This is a genomic window from Falsiruegeria litorea R37, assembly GCF_900172225.1.
Lineage (GTDB): Bacteria > Pseudomonadota > Alphaproteobacteria > Rhodobacterales > Rhodobacteraceae > Falsiruegeria > Falsiruegeria litorea.
Genome location: NZ_FWFO01000001.1, coordinates 2546993 through 2567018, shown reverse-complemented (window position 1 = coordinate 2567018; position 20026 = coordinate 2546993). Strand labels below are relative to the sequence as shown.

18 protein-coding genes are annotated in these 20026 nt (G+C 56.7%); 12 read left to right on the top strand and 6 right to left on the bottom strand.

Features of this window, described 5'->3' with window-relative positions; all coding sequences use genetic code 11:
- Positions 1–27: 27 nt before the first annotated feature.
- Complete coding sequence (locus TRL7639_RS12495) at positions 28–1596, bottom strand: DUF3987 domain-containing protein (protein WP_085795971.1); 1569 nt, start codon at positions 1594–1596, stop codon at positions 28–30.
- Between the two features lie 332 nt (positions 1597–1928).
- On the opposite strand from TRL7639_RS12495, the gene TRL7639_RS12490 reads away from it, so the two are divergent.
- The 5 genes from TRL7639_RS12490 to TRL7639_RS12470 are packed head-to-tail and all read left to right on the top strand — an operon-like array spanning position 1929 to position 9682.
- A complete protein-coding gene (locus TRL7639_RS12490) occupies positions 1929–3449 on the top strand; it encodes a type I restriction-modification system subunit M (protein WP_085795970.1) in 1521 nt (506 codons plus the stop codon).
- Positions 3446–4720, top strand: coding sequence for a restriction endonuclease subunit S (locus tag TRL7639_RS12485; protein WP_085795969.1), 1275 nt, complete (start codon positions 3446–3448; stop codon positions 4718–4720). The genes TRL7639_RS12490 and TRL7639_RS12485 overlap by 4 nt, the downstream gene beginning before the upstream one ends.
- Positions 4720–5463: a DUF6615 family protein gene (locus tag TRL7639_RS12480; protein WP_085795968.1), complete on the top strand. Its 744-nt coding sequence runs from the start codon at positions 4720–4722 to the stop codon at positions 5461–5463. Before TRL7639_RS12485 ends, TRL7639_RS12480 begins: the two co-directional genes overlap by 1 nt.
- Positions 5463–6599, top strand: coding sequence for a DUF4268 domain-containing protein (locus TRL7639_RS12475; protein WP_085795967.1), 1137 nt, complete (start codon positions 5463–5465; stop codon positions 6597–6599). Before TRL7639_RS12480 ends, TRL7639_RS12475 begins: the two co-directional genes overlap by 1 nt.
- A complete protein-coding gene (locus TRL7639_RS12470; protein ID WP_085795966.1) occupies positions 6599–9682 on the top strand; it encodes a type I restriction endonuclease subunit R in 3084 nt (1027 codons plus the stop codon). The genes TRL7639_RS12475 and TRL7639_RS12470 overlap by 1 nt, the downstream gene beginning before the upstream one ends.
- Positions 9683–10365: 683 nt before the next feature.
- Here TRL7639_RS12470 and TRL7639_RS12460 read toward each other — a convergent pair.
- Both TRL7639_RS12460 and TRL7639_RS12455 read right to left on the bottom strand, forming a co-directional pair.
- Positions 10366–10650 carry a pyocin activator PrtN family protein gene (locus TRL7639_RS12460; RefSeq protein WP_051371952.1) on the bottom strand — a complete coding sequence of 95 codons (285 nt, stop codon included), beginning with the start codon at positions 10648–10650 and terminating at the stop codon, positions 10366–10368.
- Positions 10651–10764: 114 nt separating this feature from the next.
- Entirely contained in the window at positions 10765–12048 is a 1284-nt protein-coding gene (locus tag TRL7639_RS12455) for a tyrosine-type recombinase/integrase (protein WP_085796414.1), read from the bottom strand.
- A gap of 275 nt (positions 12049–12323) precedes the next feature.
- Here TRL7639_RS12455 and dusA point away from each other — a divergent pair, with 275 nt between their 5' ends.
- From dusA to TRL7639_RS12435, 4 genes are read left to right on the top strand one after another with little or no spacing between them, the layout of a single operon-like run.
- Positions 12324–13322 carry a tRNA dihydrouridine(20/20a) synthase DusA gene (dusA, locus tag TRL7639_RS12450; RefSeq protein ID WP_085796413.1) on the top strand — a complete coding sequence of 333 codons (999 nt, stop codon included), beginning with the start codon at positions 12324–12326 and terminating at the stop codon, positions 13320–13322.
- 39 nt (positions 13323–13361) lie between these two features.
- Positions 13362–14186: a sulfite exporter TauE/SafE family protein gene (locus TRL7639_RS12445; protein WP_085795963.1), complete on the top strand. Its 825-nt coding sequence runs from the start codon at positions 13362–13364 to the stop codon at positions 14184–14186.
- Positions 14186–14965 carry a hypothetical protein gene (locus tag TRL7639_RS12440; protein WP_207559662.1) on the top strand — a complete coding sequence of 260 codons (780 nt, stop codon included), beginning with the start codon at positions 14186–14188 and terminating at the stop codon, positions 14963–14965. Before TRL7639_RS12445 ends, TRL7639_RS12440 begins: the two co-directional genes overlap by 1 nt.
- A 36-nt stretch (positions 14966–15001) precedes the next feature.
- On the top strand, positions 15002–15730 hold the full coding sequence (locus tag TRL7639_RS12435; RefSeq protein ID WP_085795961.1) for a SpoIIAA family protein: 729 nt from the start codon (positions 15002–15004) through the stop codon (positions 15728–15730).
- 113 nt (positions 15731–15843) lie between these two features.
- Here the strand turns inward: TRL7639_RS12435 and TRL7639_RS12430 are convergent, their stop codons facing one another.
- From TRL7639_RS12430 to ccmI, 3 genes are read right to left on the bottom strand one after another with little or no spacing between them, the layout of a single operon-like run.
- Positions 15844–16074, bottom strand: coding sequence for a DUF1289 domain-containing protein (locus tag TRL7639_RS12430; protein WP_085795960.1), 231 nt, complete (start codon positions 16072–16074; stop codon positions 15844–15846).
- A gap of 24 nt (positions 16075–16098) precedes the next feature.
- A complete protein-coding gene (gene ruvX, locus TRL7639_RS12425) occupies positions 16099–16566 on the bottom strand; it encodes a Holliday junction resolvase RuvX (protein WP_085795959.1) in 468 nt (155 codons plus the stop codon).
- Positions 16563–17786, bottom strand: a complete 1224-nt coding sequence (ccmI, locus tag TRL7639_RS12420) for a c-type cytochrome biogenesis protein CcmI (protein ID WP_085795958.1) — start codon at positions 17784–17786, stop codon at positions 16563–16565. Before ccmI ends, ruvX begins: the two co-directional genes overlap by 4 nt.
- A gap of 189 nt (positions 17787–17975) precedes the next feature.
- On the opposite strand from ccmI, the gene TRL7639_RS12415 reads away from it, so the two are divergent.
- From TRL7639_RS12415 to TRL7639_RS12405, 3 genes are all read left to right on the top strand, one after another.
- Positions 17976–19220, top strand: a complete 1245-nt coding sequence (locus TRL7639_RS12415; RefSeq protein ID WP_085796412.1) for a sarcosine oxidase subunit beta family protein — start codon at positions 17976–17978, stop codon at positions 19218–19220.
- 76 nt (positions 19221–19296) lie between these two features.
- Positions 19297–19623, top strand: coding sequence for a TfoX/Sxy family protein (locus tag TRL7639_RS12410; RefSeq protein ID WP_085795957.1), 327 nt, complete (start codon positions 19297–19299; stop codon positions 19621–19623).
- Positions 19624–19641: 18 nt separating this feature from the next.
- Positions 19642–19971, top strand: coding sequence for a sarcosine oxidase subunit delta (locus TRL7639_RS12405; protein ID WP_085795956.1), 330 nt, complete (start codon positions 19642–19644; stop codon positions 19969–19971).
- Positions 19972–20026 lie beyond the last annotated feature (55 nt).

Here is a 20026-nt window from a genome sequence, read left to right as displayed (position 1 = left end):
ACTGGCCGGGGGAAGGTCGCCTCTTCTTCAACCTACATCATCAAACAACGTATCCTCAATTCTGTTGTCATTCACCAATCTAAAATCCAGAACGTTGGGTGATGCCGATGGTGCAACCAAACGTGCTGACCGATAGGTCTCAAGCACCCTGGCAAGACGCTTCTTATTTCTCCAGGATTCCTGGGTGTCTTCGTGTTTCTTGGTTGCCATGTGCTCTGAATGCAAACGATCTGCAATCGTTTCGTTCTCCTGATTGAACAATGGTTGGTTGTTCGGTTTTTCGAGGCTTTCAAGCAGCTCCATGATTTCCTTGATCTGGGCCGAATTCAGGATCTGACGAGCTTTGGAACTTAGGTTTTTCTGGATTTCTCGGGCAGTTGGCTCTTTGCCGGTTCTTTCGCGGTGACGCTCCCGCCGCTCAGCTACAATGCGAACCGGGTCTGACCAACCGGTGTCGTATTCCCGGATCATCACCAATGCACATTCCATGTGGTACTCTGCATAGCGCGTAGCGATCCGTGCCGTTTCAACGTCGATTTCCTTCTGCGATCTTCCGAGCAGGAAGTGAATGACCACCAAATACGACAGGACGGAAAAACCAATCCGGCGAATGAAGGATCCTGGCAGGAGGCTGTTGCCCCAAGTCGGGCGAAGCTCCTGCCACCACGCTTCAATGAAAGGCAGTGTCTCTGGGGCCAGCGTATAGTCGCCGCAGGAGTTCTTCTGCGCACAAAGTGCATGCCACATTTCACGAAGGCCTTCCTGTTCTATCTTGTTCTTTTCTCCCTGGAAGAAAAGAAAATGATCGAACATATCGGTGTCGGTCCGATTTTCAGCTATGACATAGTTGAAGCGCTGGCACAGGCCGTCGAGCATGCTCGGGAGATCAATGTTCATCTTCCACGTTTCGCGTACTGTGAGGCCCAGAAATGTGAAGTGCGGATCGGTAACAGTGAGCTTGTTTTCCTCGCTCTTTAGCCGGTTGGCGATTTCCTCATGAGAGTACGCGTCGAGAATCCATGGTTTGATCCGTGCGTAATTTGAATGAGTTAGAACCAATTTGAAGAATTGGCCCACCTCGTCCTGGAACCAATAGGACCCGTTGTTCTCTTTCAGGTCGATAATCCATTGTGCGTCGCTGCTATATTTCGGGAACATCCGAACTGGGGTGGTCTGGTCCTCGCCAAACAGAGTGTCCTTAACCCGGTTTGTAGCCAGGGTTTTGGAACTTGCTGAAGAAGCCATAGCGATAGTCCAGAGGATCGGACGATGTGGCTTCATTCCTGGGATCATCAATGAGGCACCATTCTGCGTCAGCCAGGAAGACGCGATCATGATCAACTGGAACAGGGGGAGGGCGTAGCTGGTATCTGTGGCGTCGAAGTGCTTAAGCATGCGTTGGATGTAGGAGCCACGAGGCACGAGTGGCAGGATGTCCAGTGCCTCCGGGCGTTCCTTGACCGCGAGCATGGCGACAAGGTCGCTTTTCTCCTTTTCGGTCAGCACTCGTTTGCGCTTACCATCGTTTACCCGAAGATCATTGAACAGGCTTGGCTTGGTCTTGCGGCTTGTTGGGGTCTTGGTTTTCTGTGCCATCTGCACGCCTTTCTACTTTTCTGCGTGCACGGGACGTGTTGTCATGAACCCAGATCAGCTAACCGGGTTTGATAGAGTGTCGAACTCCGGGAAATGCCAGGGGGCGCCGACAGCCGACAGTATCTATAAGTGACTGCTATTAAATTGAAAAACTTGTATTGGCATCGCCGACAAGCCGCCGACAAAATGCTGCTCAACGAGTTGCGGACAGGAAGTTCCAACTTTTTTCTTTTCGATCCAGATCATTGAACCAACGACAAAAATCGGCCAAAACTCATCGCAAGGTTGTTCAGCCTCCAGGGCAGACCAGGAAGAATTTTCAAGGACAGATCATGAGCATCGAAAAGACGTTATTTGCCGCCGCCGACAAGATGCGCGGTTCCATGGATGCCGGTGAATACAAGCACATCGCTCTGGGCCTGCTGTTCCTGCGCCATGTCTCGATGTCTTTTGAGCGCCTGCATGATCAGCTCTCCCATGAAGAATTCTCCGACCCGGAAGATCCGGATGAATACCTGGCCGAGAGCGTCTTCTGGGTGCCGGAACAGGCGCGTTGGTCGACGCTGGCCAAGCAATCCAAGGACCCCAAAATCGGTATCATGATCGACGATGCCATGCGCGCGATAGAGGCCGACAATGAAAGCCTTAAAGGCGCACTGCCCAAGGTTTTCGGAAAGGAGAGCATCGACCGGACCATGCTCACCGGTCTGATCGACCTTTTCACCAACCTCAAACTCCATGGCGACCGCACCGATTTTGACCTGATCGGTCGCATCTACGAATACTGTATCGGCGAATTCGCCAGCTCCGAGGGCAAGCGCGGCGGCGAATTTTACACCCCGAAATCCGTTGTCGACACGCTGATCGAGATGATCGAGCCCACCAAGGGCCGCGTCTATGACCCGTGCTGCGGCACTGGTGGCTTCTTTGTCCAGTCCGAGAAATTCATCGACGCCCACTCCGGCCAGCGCAATGACATCGCCATTTACGGGCAGGAGCGCAACCACACCACCTTTGGCCTTGCGCGCATGAACTTGGCGATCCGGGGTATCTTTGGCGACATCCGCTGGAATTCCGAGGGTACCCTGGTCAAGGACGCCTTTGCGGACGAGCGGTTCGACTATGTCCTGGCAAATCCGCCCTTCAACATCTCCGATTGGTCGGGCGAGCTGCTGCGCGAAGATGCGCGCTGGAAATATGGTGCGCCGCCGGTCGGCAATGCCAACTTTGCCTGGATCCAGCATATCCATCACCACTTGTCCACATCCGGCATTGGCGGGGTGGTCATGGCCAACGGTTCCATGTCGTCGATGTCCGGGGGCGCGGGCGACATCCGCCGCGCGCTGGTCGAGGGAGACGCAGTGGATGCCATGGTGGCGCTGCCGGGGCAGCTGTTCTACGGCACGCAAATTCCGGCCTGCCTGTGGATCATGGCCAAGGACAAATCCAACGGCATTGCGAAGGAGGCCAAGCTGCGCGACCGGCGGGGTGAGGTGCTGTTTATCGACGCCCGCAAGATGGGCGCGCTGGTGCCGGGCAGCCGCAAGCAGAAGGAGCTGTCCGAGGAAGAGATCGCCCGCATCGCCACCGCCTACCACGCCTGGCGTGGGGAGCCGGACGCAGGCGAATACGGAGACGTGCCTGGTTTCTGCAAATCCGCGGACAAGGACGAGATCGCCAAACACAACTTCGTCCTGACCCCGGGCCGCTATGTGGGCGCAGATGCCGCTGAGGAAGACGACGAACCCTTTGAAGAGAAGTTCACCCGCCTGATGGGGGAGTTGCGTGACCAGTTCGCCGAGGGTCGGCGTCTGGAGAAGGAGATCGAGGATCGGTTGGGGGCGTTGGGATGAGCGCTTGGAACACTATGACTTTTCATGATGCTGGTGTTCAGTTGATCGACTGTGTTCATAAAACGCCTGCAGCTCAGAGTGAAGGGTATCCGTATGTAGGTATCCCTCAAATGAAGAGCGGGAGAGTAGAGTTTTCGGACGCTCGCCTGATCTCACATGTGGACTATGTAGAGTGGACGAAAAAGGCGAAACCTCAGAGGGATGACGTCATTCTTTCACGCAGAACCAACCCTGGTGTCATAGCAATTGATGGAACAGACACACCATTTGCGTTGGGGCAAAATCTCGTTTTGCTAAGAGCGGATGGTAAGTCGGTGCACCCACCCTTTCTACGCTGGCTGTGTTTGTCTCGGGCGTGGTGGGAGCAGATTGAGAAGTATATCAATGTGGGCGCCGTATTCAGTAGCTTGCGGTGTGGAGACGTTCCGAAATTTGAACTCCCTATTCCTCCTTTGGATGTTCAACGCGAAATCGCCGGTATTCTTGGGGCGCTGGATGACAAGATCGAACTAAACCGCAAGACTGCGGCGACCTTGGAAGAGATGGCGCGGGCGCTGTACCGGTCGTGGTTCGTCGATTTCGACCCCGTCCACGCCAAAGCCGCAGGCCGTACCCCGGCCCACATGGGCACCCAAACCGCCGCCCTCTTCCCCGACAGTTTCGGCGAGGATGGCCTGCCGGTAGGGTGGAAGAATGCCCCCTTGCATGAATTGGCTCAGGTCACGATGGGTCTCTCGCCAAAAGGCTCGACCTACAATGACGAAGGTGCTGGCACGCCGCTTTGCAATGGTCCCGTTGAATATGGAGAGTATTTTCTAAGGCAAATCAAATGGACTACTGCCCCCACTCGATTGGCGCAGAGGGGCGATCTCATTGTTTGTGTTCGTGGTTCGACCACAGGTAGGCATGCGTTCGCGGACACGGAATACTGCCTGGGTAGAGGTGTCGCTGGCGTCCGAGGGCTCGATAATACGCAAGAATTCGTCGAAACCTCTGTGCTTTTCCATTTGGAAAGGCTTCTGGAGAAAACGACCGGATCAGTGTTCCCGAGCCTTTCTAAGAACGATATCCGAGACTTTGAGATCTTAAACCCTGGTAACGAGCTCATTCGAGAGTTCTGCAGAGTAACGCGCGCCATGAGAGAGCAGGTTTGGCTGAAGGTCGAAGAAAACCAAACCCTCGCCACCCTCCGCGACACGCTTCTGCCGCGCCTGATGTCCGGAGAATTGCGTGTTCGGGAAGCGAAAGAGCAGGTGGAGGACTTCGTCTGATGCCTTTCTCGATTTCCTTGAGAGACTACCTTCGGAAGCGTGCAGCATGGGTCTGGAATGAACAGGGCCACGCTTTCAATAACGGCTTGGCACTCCAGGAGGAAACACTCACTGAGATGCTTCTTCTCCGCATGGCCCGAGATCACGCGAAGCATGGGCTCAATGTGACCATGTTTAACAAGACTGAGGAGGGGATCAACGGTGCAGACTGGGAGTGGATCATCCGCACCAGGTTTTGTGAGTTGGGATTACGAGTGCAGGCTAAACGCCTATACTACAAGGGCAAATCGAAGGACTATGGCGGGCTGGACCCGTCATCACCCCAAGCAGGGAAATTGATCAAGAGAGCAGGATCTAACATCCCGCTGTATGTTTTCTTCAATCATGATCATGGCGTGAATTCCAAGCTTCTGCATGGAGGCGGGGAACACCCATATCGCGGTCGAAGCTATTGGGGGTGTTCTATCGCTTGTGCTAAAAAGGTGAAAGCCGCGGGCACCAACAAGCTTAGTGACTTGAAGAAGTATATGAAGCCCTGGCATCGCTTGGTTACCATGTCCGGAAAGTGTGATGCGAAAAATGCGCTTGGTATCACTCAGGACGAGATGAACGCTTCCATGCCGGTTTCGCGGCGAGTTGTGCTTGAGAACATCAGAAACCGCGAATTCATGTCTCAGTATATTCAAACGGAAGAATTGGCTGGTGTGGCTATTTTGGATTTTTCCGATTTTCGAGGGGAATAATGTTTCAAGTTGATTTGTCCAAAAACCGTATTCAAAAGCTTGAAGAAAGAAGATTTTCTGATCTCAACCTGCGTGAGCGGGAGCACCTCCAGGAATGGCTTGCCGGGCAGCCGGATGCCCTGGGCGAGGAGCTGTTGATCATCCAGAAGGAATTCGACGGTTTCGCCGACACACGCGAACGGCTTGACCTGCTGGCGCTCGACAAGGATGGGCAGCTTGTGGTGATCGAAAACAAGCTCGACGACAGCGGTCGGGATGTAACCTGGCAGGCGCTGAAATACACCGCCTATGTTTCTGGGCTCACCAAAACGCAGATCATCGACATCTACCAGCAGTACCTGGACCGGTATTGCGGAGGCGGAAATGCTGCGGCGCAGATCTGCGAATTCCTGGATGTTGAAGAGCTTGGTGAGGTCATCCTGAATCCGGGGAATGACCAGCGTCTGATCTTCATCGCTGCCAATTTTAGGAAGGAAGTCACATCGACCGTCCTCTGGTTACGAGAGCATCGCATTGATGCGCGGTGCTTCAAGGTCGTGCCGTATGTATTTGGAGAAGAACTCTTTGTTGATATCCAGCCGGTGATTCCTACGCCTGAGGCGGCGGATTTCATGATTGGGATGGCAGAGAAAGAGACCGAGGCTAAGACTGTCCAGGGGGTTCAGCGGCGTAGCCACAAGCTGCGCCTTGAATTCTGGACCCAGGCGCTTGACGCCCTTCGGGCCCGAGGACTGAGCCGCTACAACAACATCAGCCCGACAAAAGATCATTGGTTGAGTTCAGGAACTGGTGTTTCCGGTGTCGTCTACAACCTGATCTATTCAAAAGACGAGGCACGGGTGGAGCTTAGTATCCAGAAGGCGGACAAGGCGGAGAACAAGTGGTTGTTTGACGAGTTGGAGTCGAAAAGGGATGAGATAGAAAAAGAATTTGGTGCCGAGTTGAATTGGAAACGGATGGGCGAAAAAAAATCCAGCCGCATAGAGTACGCAAAACCGTTTGATGGATTTAACCGCGAAAACTGGCCGGAAATGATAGAATGGCTGGGGCAGTACATTGCCAAGCTTGACGGCGCCCTGGGAGATCAGCTGAAGCGCCTGAACCAGTCTCTCAAGTCTGGGGAGAATTTAGTCTGATGGCCTGGGCAAGCGAAGCGGACCTTGAAGCTGTCTTTATGGAGGACCTTGGGGCGCTGGGGTACTCCGTCCACCACGGTTCTGAAATTTCGCCTGAAATGCGCAATCCGATGCGAACGAGCTTCCGGGAGACCTTTCTTCTGCCGGTGTTTTTCGATGCTCTGAAACGACTGAACCCTGAGCTGCCGGTCACTGCGCTCCAGGAAGCCGCGACGCGGGTACATGATGTCGTGTACGCCACTGACGTTGTCCAGGAAAACCGGCGTCTGCACGACCTTCTCGTCAATGGTGTGGCTCTGACCTATTTCGCCGATGGTGAAGAACGCAATGCGCGTGTTCAGATTGTCGATTGGGAAAACCAGAAGAATGACTGGCGTGCCGTCAATCAGGTTGATGTAGTCGGAAAGAATCCTCGGATACCGGATGTGGTACTATTCCTGAACGGCCTGCCACTGGTCGTTGTTGAGCTGAAGGGGACGGAAGGGGCCGGAATCGACGCCGCCTATCGGCAGATTGACACATATAAAGAAGATATCCCTGATCTGTTTCGCACGTCGCTCCTTACCGTGATTTCGGATGGGCTGAACGCCCGCTATGGCTCGTTGTCGGCCGGATTGGATCGTTTCATGCGATGGCGTACCATCGACGGCGAAACTATAGTCGAAGAAAATACGTCTCTTGCCCTCCAAACTCTGACCCAAGGACTTTTGGATCCACAGACGCTTCTGGACCTGCTGCGCTGGTTTGTAGTGTTCGAGGATGAGGGTAGAGGACCGGTCAAGAAGATTGCCGGCTACCATCAATTCCATGCCGTACGGAAGGCCATCCGGACGATTCTGACCGCTCAGCGAGGAGATGGCAAAGGAGGTGTCATCTGGCACACACAGGGGTCTGGTAAATCTCTGCTGATGACCTTCCTTGCTGGACGCGTTATGCGGCATCCCGGCCTTGAAAACCCGACCCTGGTGGTTCTGACTGACCGCAATGATCTGGATAATCAGCTTTTTGCGACCTTCGGTCGGTGCAAGGATCTGTTTGGCGAAGATCCAGTCCAGGCCGACAGCATCAGTGATCTGAAAGATCTACTTAATCGTGAAGTGGGTGGCGTTGTCTTTTCCACGATTCAGAAATTCCGCCCGGAAACAGGTGAAGTTTTCCCGGAACTGACGGACCGGTCCAACGTAATCGTCATGGTCGATGAGGCGCATCGCACTCAATACGGGTTCGAAGCGAAGATGAAGAAGGAGACTGGGGAAGTCCGTCATGGCCTTGCATACCAACTTCGTCAGGCGCTCCCCAATGCTGTTTACATCGCCTTCACAGGAACTCCTGTTGAGTTGGTCGGAGCTAACACAAGGGGTGTATTTGGCGAATACATTGATGTGTATGACATCGCCCAAGCCGTCGAGGATGGAGCGACGGTTCCAATCTACTATGAAGCACGAGTTGCCAAGGTCGAGCTGGATGAGGAGTTTTCCAGGGAACTCGACGAGAAATTCGACGAAGCCACCGAAATAATGGAAGATACCGAGGCGGCGGCGATCGCTCGAAAATGGTCGCGTGTCGAAGCACTGGTTGGAGCCAACAAGCGCCTGGATACGGTGGTCGAAGACATCCTGGAGCATTTCGACGCGCGGCTTGAGGCGATGGACGGCAAGGCGATGATTGTGTGCATGAGCCGACGCATCTGCGTGGAAGTGTACAATAGGATCGTGGAACTGAGGCCTGAATGGCATGGGGACACTGACGAAACTGGTCAGGTCAAAGTCATCATGACTGGCAGCGCAACAGATCCCGCAGAATTTCGGCCCCATATTCGCTCGAAGTCCCGCCAGGAAGCGATCAGGAACCGAACAAAGGATCCCACGGATCCATTGAAGCTCGTCATCGTCCGTGACATGTGGTTGACCGGATTTGATGCACCCTGCATGCATACACTTTATGTCGACAAGCCGATGCGAGGGCATGGCCTCATGCAAGCTATCGCTCGGGTGAACCGTGTATTTCAGGACAAACCTGCAGGGCTGGTCGTTGACTATATTGGTATCGCTGCGGAATTGAAAAGTGCGCTTGCCCACTACAGCCAGTCCGACCAGCAACAGACAGGGATCAGTGAAGCCGAAGCCGTCGCGGCTTTCCTGGATGCGCTTGACGTGGCGCGCACCCAGTTCCATGGCTTTGACTATTCTCAGGCCCTGGGGGGGACACCTGCTGAGCGGCTTCGTGTACTACCGGGTGCACTCGATCACATTCTGCAAAAGGACAGACTGGGCGAAGGCGGTGCTGTAAAACGTTTCAGCGATGCCTCTGCCGTCCTGGTGAAGGCCTTCAAACTTGCTTCAGGCAGTCCTCAGGCTACGGAGCACACGGAAGAAGTAGCCTTTTTTTCTGCCGTCAGATCAGGCTTGGAAAAGGTTGGGGCGGCGCCGGTCGGGCGGTCATCCAGGAATCCGGATTTCGCAATTCAGCAGCTTGTGAACCGTGCAGTCGCTTCAACAGAAGTTGTTGATATCCTTGAAGCTTGCGGCTTCGATCGTCCTGACATCAGCGTTCTGTCTGACGCCTTCATGATCGAAATCCAAAATATGAAGTACAAGAACCTGGCAGTGGAAGCTCTCAAGAAGCTTCTGAACGGTGAGATCTCTGCGAAGACCAGAACGAATATCGTTCAGAAAGAGGAGTTTTCCTCTCGCCTGGAGCAAGCGATTGCTAAATATCACAATAGAAGTGTCGACGCCCTTCAGATCCTTCAGGAACTGATCGAAATTGCGAAGGACCTTCGGGATCAACCTGACGACGGTTTGTCTGCGGAAGAACGCGCATTTTATGATGCCCTGTCGCAAAATGACAGCGCGGTTGAGATCATGGACAATGATAAGTTGCGTGTAATAGCCGCGGAACTGGTGAATACGGTGCGAAAAAATTCAGGTACGGATTGGTGGCGCCGGGATAATGTGCGAGCCAGGATGCGTATTGCAGTGAAGAAAATTCTTCAGCGGCATGGGTACCCACCTGATCTTGCATCTGAGGCTGTGAAGACCGTTCTTCGTCAAGCCGAAGCCCTGGCAGTCGAGTTGCATTGAGCGACACGTTGAACCAAAGAGAGAGGCTCCACGGTCGTTTGGTGCCTCTTCAACTGTATCAGTTTCTTCTGTCGAGCGGTGAGCGCTCTGTAAACCCGGCCTACGCGTGCCGGTGCAAATCTCATTCCCCAGAATTTTCCTGGTGATATAGTTTGTGTGTTTTTTAATGGAAAGAGATGAGCAATGGATGATAGAGCGCTGATTTCCGAAATTAGCAGAATTTTGGACACACACGGTCTTGAGTATGGCAAGCGAGACGCGGCTTTGGGTGTGCTTTGGATCGTATTGCATCCAAATTCCACGCCAACCTCAAAAAAGAATGTTTGTGACGATGGAAGTATCCTCAATAGTCAGCGCTGGACTCTATTCAACAATCAACGTGAGAGTGAAATGAAAGTCGCACTCCACTATAATACTGACATAAAGTAGGCTTGCTGTGATTGGACACCGCCCCTTTCTCGGCAAGCTGAAACTGGGACGGCGCATCTCATGACGGAGAAAGTGAGGATCCTTCAACCATTCGAAAATGGGGTTCGCATTGGCTGCATATCGCTGTGCCACCAGTGCCACTGAGATCCCCTGCGTCGTTGCCTGCGCTCAACTCTCGTGCTCTTCTTCGTCCGACTAAAACCCCTTCTTCCGCCCGCCCATAAATCACTCGTCAAGGCGCCGTCAGGTCGGGTTCAACGGGCGCTTGCGTCGAACGCGGCGTCTTCCCAGATAGAAGCGAATTTCTCCTGCGCAGCTGTGAACTGAACGTCAATCAGCCGAGCAAGATCTGTGAGCTGTATGAATTTCTGAGCCTTCTGGCTGTTGTTCTCAACTCCAGTGTAGGGCAAGCGGATGTCGCCGCCGTCGATTTTTTGCTTCAGCGTATCCGGCTTGTAGTTCAAATACTGCGCTACGTGTTCCAGCGGGATAATCGGATTTCCGCCGAAATGGGCGAGCAGCATGTCGATGGTTTTCATCTTGGTCTCCTTTGCTTGTGGAGAGGAAATGCGTTTCTGCTTCAAAAGGCGGAAAGCTGGTTTGATAGAGGCAAAAAAGATGGCCGAAGCATTGCACTCCGGCCATCCCAAAACTCAATGCAAGGCTTTGCACATTTCCAATGCGCGTTGCAGCCAGGGCCAATCGACGAATTTGTCCCCTTCTTCCTCGACATGCTCGTATCGGTAAAGACATCCGCCGTTCTTGTGTCCGGAGATCTTTGATACGAATGCGGCCCGCATGCCCATTTCGAAGTGCCTGCTAATTGCTTCGTGCCGGAAATCATGAAAGCGCAGGTCTACGACGCCGACCCGATCACGGTGGCGACGGTAAGCTGTGCCTATTGAGCGGGAATTGTAGGGAAAGATGTACTCCGAGGTTCTGGGCATTGCTTTGATGATCGCCAAGGCCTCCCTCGGAAGCGTACACCAGACATCATTGCCTTTCTTCTGTCTGGGGTGCTTCATGTCGCGCACCAGTATTTGGCTGCTCCTTTCTTGAAGGTCTTCCCAGCGCAAACGGCAGATTTCATCCAGTCTTCGGGCGGAGTAGATCGCAAACACAACGAGGATGGCGACCGGGATTTTCTGGCGCCGATTATTTGAAATTGCGGTCAGAATCTTGTCGAGTTCCCAGAGTTCTGGTCGACGCTTCCGTTCTTCTGAACGCGCCAGGACCTCATCTTCCCACATCGTTCGCATCGCCGCACCGACAACTTCGATCGGGATCAGCGCGCCACGGTCTTTGGCCCAATTCAGGGTTCTCGCCAGATGGGTCATGTAACCAGCGACAGTTTGTGGAGTTCTTTCACCTGCTGACAAAAGGTCTGCATAGTCACAAAGCTCCTCTTGCGTCAGCGTCGAGACCCTGGTTTTCCCGAACTCATCGTTTTTGATGTAGTTCAGAACTTGTAGAGCCGAACGCCCCAGGTCCTTACCTCGAGTCAGGCGGTTTTGGATGACGTCTGCAATTGTAGTCGAGGTGATGATCTCAACGGGGAACCCATTTACTTCGATTTCCAGCTTCTTCTTGTCGCGCCATTTCTTAGCGTTTGGAAGGTGCTTGAAAGTTTTTGTCAGGCTGTGTTTTTCACCTTCCACGGTTCGACGAATTTGAACGCGAAATGAAACTGCCCCGTCTTTCGTAACGAGCCGAGCAATGTTGGGTTCTTTGAACTTCTTCCTGGATTGGTTCTTTTGGGCTTTCTGATGCTTCACTTTCAGAGACTGATTCGGTGTGTCCCCGTTGCCAGGAACGGGGTTTGCGGAAGCAGTGACGTCGTAGGTCGCCGGTGTCTTAAGAACGGTTGACGTTTGCCAGGCGTTCTGGGCGGCAATGGCGGCAAGAACGCTCTGGGTGCTGGTGTCGATCTTGGTCATGGAGTTCATCCCATCTTGGTTTCTGTGATGGGGAAGTCGGTTCGAACGCCAAAAAAATATCTTGGGTTTGATTGCCGATTTCCGGGGGGAGAAGGGAGGATGGGAAAGGGGGTGCCCGGGCCAGGAACCAGCTGCATTTGGGCCGCTGTTTGTAGGCTTTGGATGTGCTACACCGTAGCACGCTCGAATCGAGAACCTCCGAAAATCCCCGGAAATACGGTGAAATCAGGGGAAATCGTGCTACGCGAAGTTTGGAGCTGAATGGAGTTAACGCTTTGAAAAATAACGCACAAAAAGCAGCGCGTTTAAGCGTGGCACCCATGATGGATTGGACGGATCGGCATTGTCGGTATCTGCACCGATTGTTGAGCCGGGAAACGCTGCTTTACACCGAGATGGTTACTGCTCCCGCGTTGGTGCGGGGGGGGGCGCTGCATCTGCTGGAATTCAGTTCGCAAGAGCATCCATTGGCCCTGCAACTTGGGGGATCTGACCCCGAAGAGCTGGCCAAGGCAGCCAAACTGGGCGCTGATGCGGGCTATGACGAGATCAACTTGAACTGCGGCTGCCCCTCGGATCGGGTGCAGTCCGGAACCTTTGGTGCTGTGTTGATGCAGCATCCGCAACTGGTGGCCGATTGCGTCGCCGCGATGCGCGATGCGGTGGATGTCGATGTCACTGTGAAATGCCGCATCGGTGTCGATGACCAGGACCCCGAAGTTGTTTTACCCGATTTCCTGAACCACATCGCCAAGGCGGGATGCGAACGTGTGACCATTCATGCGCGCAAGGCCTGGCTTCAAGGGCTCAGCCCCAAGGAAAACCGGGATATTCCTCCGTTGGACTATGATCTGGTTCACCGGATGAAGGATCAGTTCCCGGCGCTTCATATCTCGATCAACGGGGGTATCACCTCGTTGGCCGAAGCCAAGGCGCATCTAGAGGCTGGGTTGGACGGCGTGATGATCGGGCGTGCGGCCTATCATCAACCTGCGGACGTCCTGTGCGCCGCAGACCCCGAGATATACGGTGCGGGTACTGCGACCGATCCGGTCGAAGTGGTTCACAAGATGGTGCCCTACATCGAGGCGCATCTTGCCCAAGGGGGCCGGTTGCACCAGATCACCCGTCACATGCTGGGCCTCTTTGCAGCCCGCCCCGGTGCACGACAGTGGCGCCGGACGCTGTCTGAGGGGGCCGCGCGCAAGGATGCCGGGACGGACGTGCTCCTTCAGGCGCTGGCGAGCGTGACCCCTCTGGCGCAGGCGGGCTGATCGGGCTAGGCATACCGTAACGACGAGGGGGAGAGGTCCATGCCGGATACGATGCTGCTGGTGCAGATGCTGGTCATGTTGCTGGTGATCGGCGGATTTGCCGGGGTTTTGGCGGGGCTGTTGGGCGTGGGCGGTGGCATCGTTCTGGTGCCTGCGTTTTTCTATGCATTCCAGACGCTTGGATATGATGGTCCGCAGTTGATGCAGATGTGTTTGGCGACCTCGTTGGCGACGATCATCGTGACCTCGGTGCGCTCGGTGCTCAGCCACAACAAGAAGGGCGCGGTGGATTGGTCGATCCTGCGCAGCTGGGGGCCGGGGATCGCCGTTGGGGCGGTTCTGGGCGTGTTGGTGGCCGCCTCGCTGAAATCGGTGGCGTTGCAGGCGCTCTTTGGCGTGCTGGGGATCGTGATCGGCGCCTATCTGGGGCTGGGTAAGGCCGAATGGCGTTTGGGACAGGCCATGCCGGGCGGTCTGCGTCGCGCGGCACTCTCGCCCATGGTCGGGTTCCTGTCGGTGTTGATGGGCATCGGCGGTGGCAGTTTTGGCGTGCCGCTCATGAGCCTTTACAACACACCCATCCACCGCGCGGTGGCCACCGCTGCAGGCTTTGGTGTTATCATCGCGGTACCCGGGGTTTTGGGTTTTCTGTTGATTGAGATCGATCCCAGCCAACGTCCGCCGCTCACCATCGGTGCGGTCAATCTGGTGGCCTTTGGTATCGTCATCTGTATGACGCTGATCACGACGCCCTGGGGCGTGAAACTGGCCCATGCGATGGATCCCAAGCCGCTCAAGCGGGTCTTTGCGGTGTTCCTGACGCTGGTGGCGCTCAATATGCTGCGAAAGGCGCTTGGGTGGTAATGGGTTTTCACGAACGGGGCTGGGTTCGGTTTCCGGTCGATCCCAAAACGCTGGCTTGGGTGCAGAGCGCAATTCCGGCGGCGCGGGCATCCGTGACCGATCCGGCTCATGGGCAATGGTTAGATTGTGAAGGCACCTGGTTCATCGGTGTGGATGCCTTGCCGAACGATCCTTCGGGGTGTGTGGATGGGCAGACCCCGCTGGCGGGCGCGGCCATTGATTTCATCGCGCAGGAATACGGGATGCAACCGCTGCACCGTGGCCAGGTCTCGGTGATCTATCCAGGCTACCCAAAGGCCCGCCGGGGAGAGAACGAGGCCGCGTTGCGTTATCGCCGCAACCGGGATGCGGCGCATGTGGATGGGTTGAAACCCTCGGGTCCTGATCGCCGCCGCCATGTCGACGAGCCACACAGCTGGATTCTGGGCCTGCCCCTGACCGAGGCCAGCCCGACGGCGGCACCCATGGTCGTGTGGGAGGGCAGCCACAAGATCATGATGGATGCCTTTCGCGCGGCATTGGCGGGGCACGACCCCGCTGTGATGCATCAGGTGGACGTGACCGATGCCTATCAGGCCGCCCGCCGCGAAGTGTTCGAAACCTGCCCCCGGGTTGAAGTGTATGCGCAGCCGGGCGAGGCATATGTGCTGCATCGTCATTGTCTGCACGGGGTCGCACCGTGGGGGGATGATGCCACGGCAGGGCCGGATGGTCGGATGATTGCCTACTTCCGCCCGGACATGCAAAGCGGTGTGGCGGGATGGATCGAATCCCCATAACCTTGGCGCATCATTGTGTGAGAGGGTTATTTTTCGATGATTTCCGTAGAAACTCAAAGTGATGGCGCAATTCTGGAAGTGACCGCTTCGGGGACAATTTCCAGTTCCGATTATGAAGCAACCCTGGTTCCGGCCATCGAAGCGGCGCTGGCGGATCATGATCAGATCCGGCTGTTGATCCTGGTGGGCGAGGAGTTTTCAGGCTTTGACATGTCCGCCGTCTGGGCCGACACGAAACTGGGTGTCAGCCATTGGCGCGGGTTCGACCGGATCGCGCTCGTCACTGACACCGGCTGGGTGCAGACATCCGCCCGGCTGGCCTCGCCGATGATGCCGTGCCCGATGCAGGTGTTCTCACTGGCAGGCATCGAAGAGGCGCGCCGTTGGCTGCGCGAGTCGTTGGGCGCGATCCATGTGATCGACCTGGGTGGACCCTGCGTGCAGGTACGGCTGCTGGGGCAGGTGGATCCGGGCGAATATGCGCAGGCCACTGGCGATCTGGATGCCATGATCCGGGGCAAGCAAGGGTTCCGGCTGCTCATCGACCTGACCGAGTTTGACGGTTGGCAAGGGTTGTCGGCGCTCGATGCCCATTTCCATCTGGGCCGCACCCACGCGCCGCTGCTGGAGCGCGCGGCGATTGTCGGTAACAAAGGGTGGCAACACATGGCACAGCGGATCGGCAATCAACTGATCAAGGCCGACATCCAGTATTTTCCGGAAGAAGACATGGACAACGCCAAGTCCTGGCTGGCAGCAGGATGAACGGTCTTTTGAAGTAGGTTTTGGGTGAGCCCGGGGGCCAGAAACTTTCAAAGTTTCTGCTCCCAATTTCTTTCAAAGAAATTGGCGCCACCGGGACCCGCTCGTCTTGAATTTTACCGTTTCACCCGCGCAGCGCGACCGCCGCGACGCTTGGTCAGGCGCGGTGCGCGTTCGGGCAGGTCTTGCATGATCTCGGCCCGTTCGTCGCTGTCCATTTTGGACCAGCGCGTGATCTCGTCGATGGTGCGATAACAGCCGGTACAGATGCGTTCGGTGGGGTGCACCACGCAAATCTGAATGCAGGGCGATTCGATCTCGTCGCGTTTCCAGACCATGTCGTTCATATCTGCGTCAGGCTCCGGCAAGGGCTAATCCAGAAAGCGCATCCGATCGAGCGCTCCTTGCAAGATATACCCGGCTGCGACGTGATCAATCACCTCTGCGCGACGTTTTCGTGTCGTATCCGCCTCAAGAAGTGCTTTTTCTGCCGCAACTGTGCTCAAACGCTCGTCCCAGAACCCAATCGGCAGCTCGGTCAGGCGGCTTAGGTTGCGGGCAAAGGCGCGGGTGGATTGGCAGCGGGGGCCTTCAGATCCGTCCATGTTGCGGGGCAGACCCAACAGGATTCCGCCAATCTCGCGGTCAGTGACGATCTTGAGGAGCTTCTCGGCATCCACGCCAAATTTCTTGCGCCGTATGGTCTCCAGTGGGGTTGCCACGGTCAGCATCCGGTCGGACACGGCGACGCCAATGGTCTTGTCGCCAAGGTCCAGCCCGGCCAGGGCGGACATCTTGGGAACGGCGGCGGCGAAGTCTTCGAACGCGTCAAAAATCATCCGTCGATCCCTGCGGCTTGGGCGGCGGCTTGCAAAAGGGCCACCGCATTGGCGTCGTTGCCAAAGACCTGCTGCGCCTCGTCATAGATCGCACGAGCGCGGTCCGTGTCGCCCAAAACACCAAGCGCTTGGATCAGCCGCGCCCATTCGGGCGGAGAGCCGCCTTCGTTTGCCAGTCGTTCTGACAGGCGCTCGACCATGCCGCGCGCCATGTCCTGCACCTCTTCGGCGTTCATGTCGCCGGCGGCTTGGATGTCCTCGGCACTTGGGCCAGCCAGACCGGCGGTTTCGGGTAGGCGATAATCCACCCCGGCGCGGAACGCCAGATCAACGATCTGCGACCGGATCGCGGGCACCCACGGCGCATCGCTCGGGCTTTCGCGCAGGGTCTCTTCCCAGATGCGGAATGCGATGTCGGGACGACCGGTTTGCGACAGGCTCAGGCCATAGTAATAGCGCGCAGGCCCATGGGTCGGGTCACGCTCCAGAGCAGTTTCCAGCACCGCCTCGGCCTGCGGAGAGACATAGCCGCCCGCCGCCAGGATCATCATCTCGGCCTGTTCGGCATAGTCCTGTGCGCTGGCCTGATCGCCCAAGATCTCGATCACACGCGCCTTGGCCTCATAGGCGGCCTTGTGGTTGCCGCTGTTGGCCTCGTGCTGGGCCAGCAGAATCTGACCTTGCAGATCGTCGGGGCGTTTCTTGACGGTTTCGCGCAGCTGCTCGATCAGCTTGGCATAGCCGGGATCAATCTCGGGTTTCGGGATCGCGGGCATGCGCTCTTCGGCGCGGGCTTGATCGGGGCGGTTTTCACGCGCCTCTTGCGCCAGTTCGACGCGCAGCGACAAGGGCAGGTCGCCATAGCCCGGCGCCCCCAGGTCGCGATAGATGAAAAAGGCGCCAACGACGATAACCGCGGCGACGCTGCCTGCCACCAGGGTTGTCAGGGTGCGGGGCTGCCCGCCGCCCTCAACTTCGGCCTGCATCTGCGCATCCGCAGCCAGGATGCGGCGCGAGATTTCGGTCCGGATGCGTTCGGCATCGCCTTCGGCAATCACGCCGCGCGCCAGATCCCGATCCACGCCCTTGAGCTGATCGCGGTAAACCTGCAAATCAAAAGCCGCCGCCGGGGTCTGTCCGCTGCGCCCACGCAGCAACGCCAATAGCAGAAGGCCGGTCACGGCCAGCGCCATCACGGCAATGAGGATCCAGAACGTCATGGGGTCTCCGATGTCACCTGCCTTTCATCTATCCCTGTCAGGCCCAAGGCAAAAGGGGCAAAAGGCCGCTGTGTGTCGCAATGTCGGCGACCATGTCGCAACTGCGCATTATTGCGGCGGAACGCGGCGTGGGTAAAATGGCTGTGCGCGGCATATCTGCGACAACCTACGAACCGGATGGATTCGCTCATGAAACATTACTCAGCCTTTGCTGTGGCGCGAGAGGCCTTGCGCTATCACACCGGATGGGAGCGCGCCTGGCGCTCGCCGGAGCCCAAGAAACGCTATGACGTGATCATCGTCGGTGCGGGTGGCCATGGTCTGGCGACGGCCTATTACCTGGGCAAGAACTATGGCATCCAGAACGTTGCCATCATCGAAAAAGGCTGGCTGGGCGGTGGCAACACCGGGCGCAACACCACCATCATCCGTTCGAACTACCTGCAGGATCCGTCGGCAGCGATCTATGAGAAAGCACGCTCGCTGTACGAGGGTCTCAGCCAGGACTTGAATTACAACGTCATGTTCAGCCCGCGCGGCGTCATGATGCTGGCCCAGACCCAGCACGAGATCCGCGGCTATCAGCGCACCGCCCACGCCAACGCCCTGCAAGGGGTCAAGACCGAGTGGATCACGCCCGAGCGCGTGAAAGAGCTGGTGCCGATCATCAATCTTGACGGTCCGCGCTATCCGGTTCTGGGCGCGCTCTGGCAGGAACGCGGCGGGACCGCGCGTCACGATGCGGTGGCCTGGGGCTATGCCCGCGCGTGTTCGGCCATGGGTATGGACATCATCCAGCAGTGTGAAGTCACCGGCGTCCGCTCGGAAAACGGCCACGTTGTGGGCGTCGACACCACCAAAGGCGCGATCGACTGTGACAAGCTGGGCATCGTGGTTGCGGGTCACTCGGGTCAGCTGGCCGAGATGGCGGGCTTCCGTCTGCCGTTGGAAGGCATCGCGCTGCAGGCGCTGGTGTCCGAGCCGATCAAGCCTTGTATGGACGTGGTCGTGATGGCCAACACCGTGCACGGATATATGTCGCAATCCGACAAGGGTGAGATGGTCATCGGCGGCGGCACCGACGGGTTCAACAACTACACCCAACGCGGCTCGTTCCACCATATCGAGGAAACCGTGCGCGCGCTGGTCGAAACCTTCCCGATGATCTCGCGCCTGAAAATGCTGCGTCAGTGGGGCGGCATCGTGGACATGACCGGCGACCGCTCGCCGCTGATCACGAAAACCCCGCTGGGTGGCTGTTTCATCAATGGCGGCTGGGGTACGGGCGGCTTCAAGGCGATCCCCGGCTCGGGCTGGGGCATGGCACAGCTGATGGCCACGGGTCATTCGCCGCTGACCGAAGCCTTCTCGCTCGACCGCTTCAAAGAGGGCCGCTTCATCGACGAAAGCGTCGCCGCCGGGGTGGCGCATTGATCCAGATTTTTTCAAAAAATCTGGTCCGGAGTTTTTTGAAAACTCCGGCGCGCGCCTTTGGAAACGGAGCCGAGTGATGGCTTACTCCGAAGCCTTGGCTGAAACCATGCGTGCCGACCTTGGGGTCGAGCCGGGCCTGTCAGAGAAGAAGATGTTCGGCGGCCTGTGCTTTCTGCTCCACGGCAATATGGTTTGCGGTGTGACCAAAGACGGGGCGATGTACCGCCCCGGCAAGGACCGCGAAGCCCAGGCTTTGGAGGCAGGGGCCGAGCCACTGTCATTTACCGGTCGCCCCATGGGCGGCATGGTCGAGGTTGACGCAGGCGCGTTCGAAGACGCGACACTGCGCGCCACACTCACTGAATTGTCGCTGGCCAATGCGGCCAGCCTGCCACCGAAATGAATATGTAAGGATGATCACATGCTGACCTTGCGTTGCCCCTATTGCGGCGTAGATGCCGACGAAACTGAACTGGCCGCTGGTGGCGAGGCGCACCTGAAGCGCCATGGCCCCGGCTCGGATGACGATCAGTTTCACGACTACCTTTTCACACGCGAAAACCCCAAAGGCGTCCATTTGGAACGCTGGCGTCACGCTGCGGGCTGCGGCAAGTGGTTTCACGCCGCGCGCTGCACCGCCACGCTTGAGGTTTTTGGCACCTATTCCGCGCAGGTTTATGAGCCGCCGCAGGACATCAAGGACGCCATCACCGCCAAGCGCCCCGGCTGGTCGTGGAGAGAGTTCTCGTGATGCGCCGATCCGCCCCTATGCAAGTCCTGACCTCCAATTGCGAAAGGTCCGATAA